This window comes from Methylobacterium frigidaeris (genome assembly GCF_022179185.1).
Lineage (GTDB): Bacteria > Pseudomonadota > Alphaproteobacteria > Rhizobiales > Beijerinckiaceae > Methylobacterium > Methylobacterium frigidaeris.
Genome location: NZ_BPQJ01000039.1, coordinates 51,953 through 60,379, shown reverse-complemented (window position 1 = coordinate 60,379; position 8,427 = coordinate 51,953). Strand labels below are relative to the sequence as shown.

Sequence of the window (8,427 nt, the reverse complement as noted above, 5' to 3'; positions counted from 1 at the left end):
CTCGGGCAGCTGACGGAGATCCGCCGGCTCGCGGACGCGGTCGAGGAGGGGGAGAACCAGATCGGACACGTCGTGACACTCGCTCGTTCGAGGGCGGATCCCGCGCGGCGGCACGCCGGGGATCCTCGCAGATGGCGGCCGTTATACCGCAAGCGGCCGATCGCGCCATCGTCGGCTGTCTAACGCGACGGTTGCGGCTGTGCGCGGTGCAACAACTCCCAAGAACATCCTGAACTCACGGTGAATTCCGGCCGCGAGGCGACAGCTGCGCAGGGATGCGCTAGAATGATGCGGGTACGGCGCGATCTCGCCAATACGCATCCCGCACGGAGGTCAGATGGGACGGTCGATACCGGCGCGCGGGCTCATACTAGGTATTCTGCTGGCGGTACCGGGCCAGACGCGCGCGGTGCCGCTCTACCCCGCGCTGGATCCCGCCTGGCTGCCGCACCTGCCCCGCTGCACCCCCTCCGACCGCGCCTGCGACACCGTCTCGCGGCGGCGGATCCCCGTCTGCACCTGGCGGGTGCGCCCGACGCCCGAGGGCCCACGTCGGGTCCGGATCTGCGCGTGATCGACGCCGCCACACTCCGCACCCTGAGGCCGTCGGCCGGCGGCACCCTGCTGCTCCTCCTCGTCGTGCCGGCCCTCTTGCCGGTCCTCTTGCCGGCGCCGGCGCAGGCGCGAAGCTGCCCGGAGCATTTCGCGGGCGGCACGATCCCGACCCTGACCAACCCACGGCTCTCCGCCGACACCACGCTCCTGTGCTACCAGGCCTTCGCGGTCCTCTATTCGGGCCTGTCGCGCACGCCGCTCTACGCTGCCGAGCACCTCACCGCCGCGCGGATCGAGGCCGCCCGCCGGGTCGACCGGGTCGATGCCTTCCACGAGGAGGAGGAGCTGCCGGAGGCGGCGCGCTCCGACCTCGCGGATTACGCCGGCAGCGGCTGGGACCGGGGCCACATGGCCCCCTCCGGCGACATGCCGACCCCGGGCGCGCAAGCGGAATCCTTCACCCTCGCCAACATCGTGCCGCAGAATCCGGACCTCAACCGCCACCTCTGGGCGGGGATCGAGAGCAGCGTGCGGGCGCTGGCGATCGAGCGCGGCGACCTCTTCGTCGTCACCGGGCCGCTGTTCGAGGGCACGAGCGTGCAATCGCTGCGCGGCCGGGTGCTGATCCCGACCCGGCTGTTCAAGGCGGTCTACGACGCCAACCGGGGGGAGGCGGGGGTCTACCTCGCCCGCAACGCCGCCCCGGGCGAGGCCTGGGAGGCGATCTCCCTCGACCAGCTCGCGACGATCGGCGGCATCGTGGCCTTCCCGGACCTGCCGGATTCCGTCCGCCGCCGCATCATGCCGCTGCCCGAACCGAAGCGCGACGAATATGCCGGCGGCCCGCGCAGCCGCCGCGAGCCCGGCCTCCTCGACTGGCTCGCCGCCGAGCTGCGCCGCGCCGCCCGCCGCGCCTGGCGCGACTTCCTCCGCTCGCTGTTTTGACGAGACGAAGCCCATGCCTGCGCACGCGAAGTCCGCCTTCACCCCCTTCGCCGACGATGCCGCGGTCCAGACCCTCGGCGGCCTGACCCTCGAGAACGGCACCGCCCGGATCGCGCTCCACGGCTCGCTCGACTTCGCCCGCGATCGCGAGAGCCTGGAGCGGGCGCGGGCGCTCCAGAAGGCCCTGGCGGCGATCGTGGCGGCGCTGGAGGGCGAGGCCGACCTGCCCGAGCGGGCGGAGGAGGTCGGCGTGGCGACGACGGAGGTCAGGAACCCGTTCGGGTGAGAGGGTGCTCCCGCGGCCGCCTTGCACCCCCCCGGCGGCCCTGGTAAGCGCGGGAGCACTCCCTATTCCCACGCGCGGCCGCCCGCGCCGGCGCCCGTCGGGCAGGATTATCGCCAAGATCATCCGCCCGCCCCGCCCCGAATCCGGTCGGGACCGCGCGACAGACACCCCGGAAGGACCAGCCCATGGCCCGTGAATTCATCTACCACATGCGGGGTCTGACCAAGACCTATTCCAGCGGCAAGAAGGTGCTCGACAACGTGCACCTGTCCTTCTACCCGGACGCCAAGATCGGCGTGCTCGGCGTCAACGGCGCCGGCAAGTCGACGCTGCTGCGGATCATGGCGGGCATCGACACCGAGTATTCCGGCGACGGGTTCGTGGCCGAGGGCGCGCGGGTCGGTTACCTGCCGCAGGAGCCGCAGCTCGATCCCGACAAGACCGTGCGCGAGAACGTGATGGAGGGCGTCGCCGAGTCCCAGGCGATCCTCGATCGCTACAACGAGCTCGCGATGAACTACTCGGAGGAGACGGCGGACGAGATGACCCGTCTCCAGGACGAGATCGAGGCCAAGGGCCTGTGGGATCTCGATTCCAAGGTCGACCAGGCGATGGACGCCCTGCGCTGCCCGGGCGACGACGTCGCGGTCGCGACGCTGTCGGGCGGCGAGCGCCGCCGCGTCGCGCTCTGCCGTCTGCTCCTGTGGCAGCCGGAGCTGCTGCTCCTCGACGAGCCGACCAACCACCTCGACGCCGAGACCGTCGGCTGGCTCGAAGGGCACCTGCGCACCTACCCGGGCGCGATCCTGATCGTCACCCACGACCGCTACTTCCTCGACAACGTCACGAGCTGGATCCTCGAGCTCGACCGAGGCCGGGGCATCCCCTACGAAGGCAACTACTCGTCCTGGCTGGTCCAGAAGCAGAAGCGCCTGGCCCAGGAGGGCCGCGAGGAGGAGTCGCGCCAGCGCACCATCGAGCGCGAGCAGGAATGGGTCTCGGCCTCGCCGAAGGCCCGGCAGGCCAAGTCCAAGGCCCGTATCGCCCGCTACGAGGACCTCGTCGCCAAATCCCAGGAGAAGGGGCCCTCGACCGCGCAGATCGTCATCCCGATCGCCGAGCGGCTCGGCAACAACGTCATCGAATTCGACCACCTCGAGAAGGCCTTCGGCGACCGGCTGCTGATCGACGACCTGTCGTTCAAGCTGCCGCCGGGCGGCATCGTCGGGGTGATCGGCCCGAACGGCGCCGGCAAGACCACCCTGTTCCGGATGATCAACGGCCTGGAGAGCCCCGACAAGGGCGACATCCGCATCGGCGAGAGCGTCAAGCTCGGCTACGTCGACCAGTCCCGCGACGCGCTGAACCCCGATGCCACGGTCTGGCAGGAGATCTCGGGGGGCAACGACATCCTGTATCTCGGCAAGCGCGAGATCAACTCGCGGGCCTATTGCGGCGCCTTCAACTTCAAGGGCTCGGACCAGCAGAAGAAGGTCGGCGTGCTGTCGGGCGGTGAGCGCAACCGCGTCCACCTCGCCAAGATCCTCAAGAGCGGCGCCAACGTGCTGCTGCTCGACGAGCCGACCAACGACCTCGACGTCGACACCCTGCGGGCGCTGGAAGAGGCGCTGGAGGATTACGCCGGCTGCGCGGTGATCATCAGCCACGATCGCTGGTTCCTCGACCGGATCGCGACCCACATCCTGGCCTTCGAGGGCGATAGCCACGTCGAGTGGTTCGAGGGCAACTTTGCCGATTACGAGGCGGACAAGAAGCGGCGCCTGGGCGTCGATTCCACCATCCCTCACCGGATCAAGTACAAGAAGTTCAGCCGCTGAGCGGCGCGAAAGGGGCGGCGTCCTGCCGCCCCGTCCCACCAACGAAAGGGGCGGCGCTCCGCCGCCCCTTCGCCACCTTCAGGCAATAGAAAACGGGCCCCGCGGGGCCCGTTCTCGTATCCGGACTGTCCCCGTGACTACCGGGTCGCCGAGTACAGCGACGCGCCGGAGGCGATCGGCGAGGTGACGGTGGAGAACACGCTGAGCACCTTCTGGACCTCGGTGAAGGGCGCGTTCGAGACGTAGACGAGGTCGCGGTTGCGCATCCGGAAGGCCTGGGAGACGAACAGGCTGTTGGGGTCGCGCATGTTGATCCGGTAGACTACCGGCACGAAGTTCGAGGACAGGAGCGCGCTGCTCGGGCGCAGGCGGCGCACCACCGAGGCCGGCTCGAACCGGAAGATGAACACGCCGGCCGGATCGGCCTGGAAATCGCGCAGGCCGCCGGACTTGGCGAGCGCCTGGGCGAGCGTGATGCCCTCGGCCGAGAACGGGATCTCGTAATTCGCCCCCGTCGCACCGACGGCCAGGAAGGTCTGGGGGTCGCGCACCAGGGTGAGGGTGTCGCCCGGGCGCAGGAAGATGTTCTCGCGCGGGTTGGAGACGACGGCCGTGAGCGGCACCGTCGCGGTGGTCGGGCCGCGCGACAGCCGCACGAAGGTCTCGTTGACCGGCGCCGAGACGCCGCCCGCCGTGGCGATGACGTCGAGCAGGCGGTCGCCCTTCTCGGTCAGCGGCACGCGGCCACCGCCGAGGTTGGAGACCGGTCCGCCGCGGGCCGCCGCCAGGCGGGCGCCGCCACCGGCCGCCGCTGCCTCGCCCAGCACCGTGACGCTGGTGCTGAGCGGCGAATTCACGGTGACGAGCACCTGCGGCTGGATCGCCTTGCCGGCGAGCTCCTGCTCGATCTGGGCCTGCACGTCCGGGGCGCGCCGGCCCGCCACCTTGATGCGGCCGGCATAGGGCACCGAGATCGTCCCGTCCCGGGCCACGACCTGCTCGGGGATGCTCGAGGATTTCGAGCCGGTGGAGAAGCGGTCGGCGATGGCCGGCCCCGAGAACAGGCCGCCGCTGCCGGCCTCCCAGATCGTCACCGTCACGGCGTCGCCGACGCCGATCACCGGCTGCACCGAGGGGCGGCGGTCGCCGAAGGAAGCGAGCAGGCTGTCGAGGGGGCGGCCGCGCAGAGCCTCCACCACCGCCGCATCGACGTCGACGAGTTCGTAGCGGGCGAGCAGGCCCTGGTCGGTGGCGACGTCGGCGCCCTCAACGACCGCGCTCGCCGTCGGGCCTGCCGCGGGCAGGAAGCTGCTGCATCCCCCGATGAGGCAAGCCGCCGCCAGGACCGCTGGCATACCGACGCGCACCATGCACCACCCCTTTTGAAACCACCCGGGTCGTCCGCGACGGCCCTCCCGGTCTTCACTCCATCGATGCCGGCGCGCCGGCATCCGTCCCGATCGTTCGAGGCACACACCCTTTACGGGCGTGCGCCGCCCGCGGCCACGCTTCGCCGCTCCTCCCTACCATCTCAGGTCTTCGGGAGCGATGAACCGGGCGCTCCGCGTGCACAAGCGGCGGCGGTGTTGCACGGAGCCCACGCCGCGAGGCGCAACCCTCACGGCACCTCGGCCGCAAATACGTCGCGAGCGTGGCGGTTGGGGGTGCCGGCTGTGGCGCGGGTGCCACGTGGTGCGGGAACGGCCTGTGAATCCCGGGAATAAACCCCGATCCGTCCACGTTCCTGCCCAGATCGCCAGCCTAATGGCGACGATCGTCCGTTGGACGATCGCGACGGCGTCCACCGTACCCGCGCGACGATGGCCCTGCGATTTCTCCCGACTGTTGCAGACCTGCCATTGTTCGTCCCGGACCGGCCGGTACTGTCCGCGTCGTCAGCGGCTCGCGCGCGGATCGCGCGCCCCGAATGTCCGTCCGGGCAGGCTGGCCGCAGCCTGCGCGGGCCTTGACCGTCGCAGGACCCTGCCGGGCGACTGGCCGTCGGCTCCTGCCCAGACTCGAGGTGTGCCCGTGAGAGCTGATCCCGCGCGAAACGTCGAACCGGCCCGGCAGGCCGTCCGTCCGGGCGCCCGTCAGGTCTTCCTGTTCCTGCAGGGCCCGGTCACGCCGTACTTCGCCCGGGTCGCCGACGCCCTCGAGGCGCGGGGCCACCGCTGCCTGCGGGTGAACCTCTGCTTCGGCGACTGGCTGTTCTGGCGCCGGTCCGGCGGGGTCAACTTCCGCGGCACCCGCGAGACCTGGCCGGCCTTCATCGCCGACCTGATCGACCGCGAGGGCGTGACCGACCTGATGCTGCTCGGCGAGCAGCGCTACTACCACAAGGTCGCGATCGCCGCCGCCAAGGCCCGCGGCCTGAACGTCACGGTGACGGATTTCGGCTATCTGCGGCCGGACTGGATCACCCTGGAGCGCGACGGCATGTCGGGCGACAGCTGCTTCCCGAAGGACCCCGAGGCCGTGATGGCGCTGGCCGCGCAGGCGCCCGAGCCCGACCTGGTGCCGCGCTACCGCGACAGCTTCCTCACCCAGGCCTCCTGGGACATGGCCTACCACCTGATGAGCAACTGGCTCTGGTGGCTCTATCCCGGCTACAAGTCGCACCAGGTGCATCACCCGGCCCTGGTCTACCTGGGCACCGGCCTGCACATCCTGCGCGCCAAGCGCACCGGCCCGCGGGGCGACGCCCTGGTGCGCCGCCTGCGGGAGGCCGGTACGACCTATTACGTTCTGCCGCTGCAGATGGAGAACGACTTCCAGCTGCGCGCCTACTCGCCGTTCTTCGACCTGAAGACGCCGATCCACGCGGTGATCCGCTCGTTCTCCGAGCATGCCCCGGCGGAGTCGCGCCTGCTCGTCAAGATCCATCCCCTCGATCCCGGCATCCGCAACTGGTCGCGCATCGTGCGCCGCTCGGCGGTGAAGTGGGGCGTGGCCGACCGGGTCGACTTCGTCGATGGCGGCGATCTCGGCGCGATGCTGGAGGGCTGCCGCGGCGTCGTCACGGTCAACAGCACCGTCGGCCTGTGGTCGATGCGGGCCAACAAGCCGACCATGACGCTCGGTGCCGCGATCTACGACATCCAGGGCCTGACCTACCAGGGCGCCCTCGAGACGTTCTGGACCCAGGCCGAGCCGCCCCGGCGCGATCTCTGGGACGCCTTCATCAAGGCGATCGTCGCCAACATCCAGATCCGCGGCGTCTACTACAAGGGCGAGGGCCTGGCGGCGGCGGTGGAGGCGACGGCCTCCCGCCTCGACCTCACACAGGGCGCCTGGCTCGAGGTCCGCTCCCGGGCGCGGACCATCTCGGAGGCTGGCGACGGCCTGCCGGGCATCGAGGCGCTGCAGAACGCCTGATCGCGCGACATCACATCCCATCAAGGATTGCTACGGGGCCGGAGACGGCCCCGTTTTCTTTTGAACATCCTGCCCTTGCGTCCCCCAATACTAGCCTTCGCATAGGTTAAAGCCAGCACGACGGCGTCCGTGCTGATCTGATGGCGCAACCCGTCTCAAAGAACGGGAGATTCATCGCCGTCCGGCTCCGTATTGCTGCATCGTTTCAGGTACCGGCCGGGCAGAATGCTTGCGCACCCGGACTGCACCGGCGGCAAGACCGCTCTCATCGCGCGACGACGCGGGCGGCGAGCGCGGCCGCGCGCCGGGTCCGAGGGGAGGATCCGCTCCGATGTCGTCCAACTCCAGCTCACCCACCGCCTCGGCCCCGTCGCTCGCCCGCCTTGCAGCGCGGGTCGTCGGCGCGGCCGTCCGGGCGCCGCTCTGGCTCGCGGGCGTCGCGGGGGCCGACAAGTCCTTCGCCAAGAACCCGATCCTCGGCAGCCCGGCCCTGAACCGGCTCGGCCTCCATGCCGGGCGGGTGCAGCTCGCCGCCCGCATGGCCGAGCAGCGGCGCGCGCGGCTCGCCCATCGCCTCGACCCGGCCGACCGCGCCGCGTTCGACCGCGACGGCATCGTGATCAAGCGCGACTTCCTCGACCCGGACGCCTTCGCGGCGCTGAAAGCCGAGATCTATGGGCGCCCCTTCGAGGCGCGGGAGCTGCGCCAGGGCCAGGCGGTGCAGCGGATGGTGCCCCTCGGCGGGCGCGCGATGGCCGAGTTGCCGCGCCTTCGGGCTCTGATCGAGCACCCGGATCTAAGGGCCCTGACCCACTACGCCGCCTCGCGCGCCGGCGAGCCGGTCACCTACCTCCAGACGGTGCTGGCCGAGCCCGACGGGCCGAACGACCCGCAGACCGCGCTCCACGCCGACACCTTCCACGCCACCACCAAGGGCTGGTTCTTCCTGCACGACGTGGCCGAGGAGGACGGGCCCTTCACCTACGTGCCGGGCTCGCACCGGCTGACCCCCGAGCGCCTCGCCTGGGAGCGGGCGCAGAGCGTCGCCGCCCGCGCCGCCGCCAACGGCCACCACGCCGCCGGCTCGTTCCGGATCGCCGAGGCGGAGCTGGCCGGGCTCGGCTACGGCCCGCCGGTGCGGGTGGCGGTACCGGGCAACACCCTGGTCATCGCCGACACGTTCGGGTTCCACGCCCGCGCCCCGAGCCTGCGGGCGAGCACGCGGGTGACGGTGCATACGTATATCCGCCGCAACCCGTTCCTGCCCTGGACCGGCCTCGACCCCAAGGGGCTGCCGGGCCTGCGTGGGCGGGAACTGGCGCTCTATCTCGGCCTGCAGGACATCCAGCGCCGGCTGACCGGCCGCGGCGCACCCTGGCGCCCGGTCGGCGCCATCGCCATCGACGCGCCGGCCCGGACCTGAGA

General features: G+C 71.0%; 7 protein-coding genes. 6 read left to right on the top strand and 1 reads right to left on the bottom strand.

What is annotated here, in order from left to right:
- The first annotated feature begins 337 nt into the window (after positions 1 to 337).
- The 4 genes from MFF64_RS28120 to ettA all read left to right on the top strand — a co-directional run bounded on the left by MFF64_RS28120 (position 338) and on the right by ettA (position 3,624).
- Positions 338 to 574 carry a hypothetical protein gene (locus tag MFF64_RS28120; protein ID WP_238192912.1) on the top strand — a complete coding sequence of 79 codons (237 nt, stop codon included), beginning with the start codon at positions 338 to 340 and terminating at the stop codon, positions 572 to 574.
- A complete protein-coding gene (locus MFF64_RS28115; protein WP_438823102.1) occupies positions 574 to 1,500 on the top strand; it encodes a DNA/RNA non-specific endonuclease in 927 nt (308 codons plus the stop codon). Before MFF64_RS28120 ends, MFF64_RS28115 begins: the two co-directional genes overlap by 1 nt.
- A 13-nt stretch (positions 1,501 to 1,513) precedes the next feature.
- Positions 1,514 to 1,786: a hypothetical protein gene (locus MFF64_RS28110; protein ID WP_099903303.1), complete on the top strand. Its 273-nt coding sequence runs from the start codon at positions 1,514 to 1,516 to the stop codon at positions 1,784 to 1,786.
- A gap of 185 nt (positions 1,787 to 1,971) precedes the next feature.
- Positions 1,972 to 3,624: an energy-dependent translational throttle protein EttA gene (gene ettA / locus MFF64_RS28105; RefSeq protein ID WP_099903300.1), complete on the top strand. Its 1,653-nt coding sequence runs from the start codon at positions 1,972 to 1,974 to the stop codon at positions 3,622 to 3,624.
- A gap of 137 nt (positions 3,625 to 3,761) precedes the next feature.
- On the opposite strand, the gene MFF64_RS28100 is transcribed toward ettA, so the two are convergent.
- Positions 3,762 to 4,994 carry a polysaccharide biosynthesis/export family protein gene (locus MFF64_RS28100; RefSeq protein ID WP_238192911.1) on the bottom strand — a complete coding sequence of 411 codons (1,233 nt, stop codon included), beginning with the start codon at positions 4,992 to 4,994 and terminating at the stop codon, positions 3,762 to 3,764.
- 661 nt (positions 4,995 to 5,655) lie between these two features.
- On the opposite strand from MFF64_RS28100, the gene MFF64_RS28095 reads away from it, so the two are divergent.
- On the top strand, positions 5,656 to 7,002 hold the full coding sequence (locus tag MFF64_RS28095; protein ID WP_099903725.1) for a capsule polysaccharide biogenesis protein: 1,347 nt from the start codon (positions 5,656 to 5,658) through the stop codon (positions 7,000 to 7,002).
- Positions 7,003 to 7,333: 331 nt separating this feature from the next.
- The gene (locus MFF64_RS28090; protein WP_238192910.1) at positions 7,334 to 8,425 is read left to right on the top strand and encodes a phytanoyl-CoA dioxygenase family protein; all 1,092 of its coding nucleotides are present in this window, start codon (positions 7,334 to 7,336) and stop codon (positions 8,423 to 8,425) included.
- Positions 8,426 to 8,427: the final 2 nt, after the last annotated feature.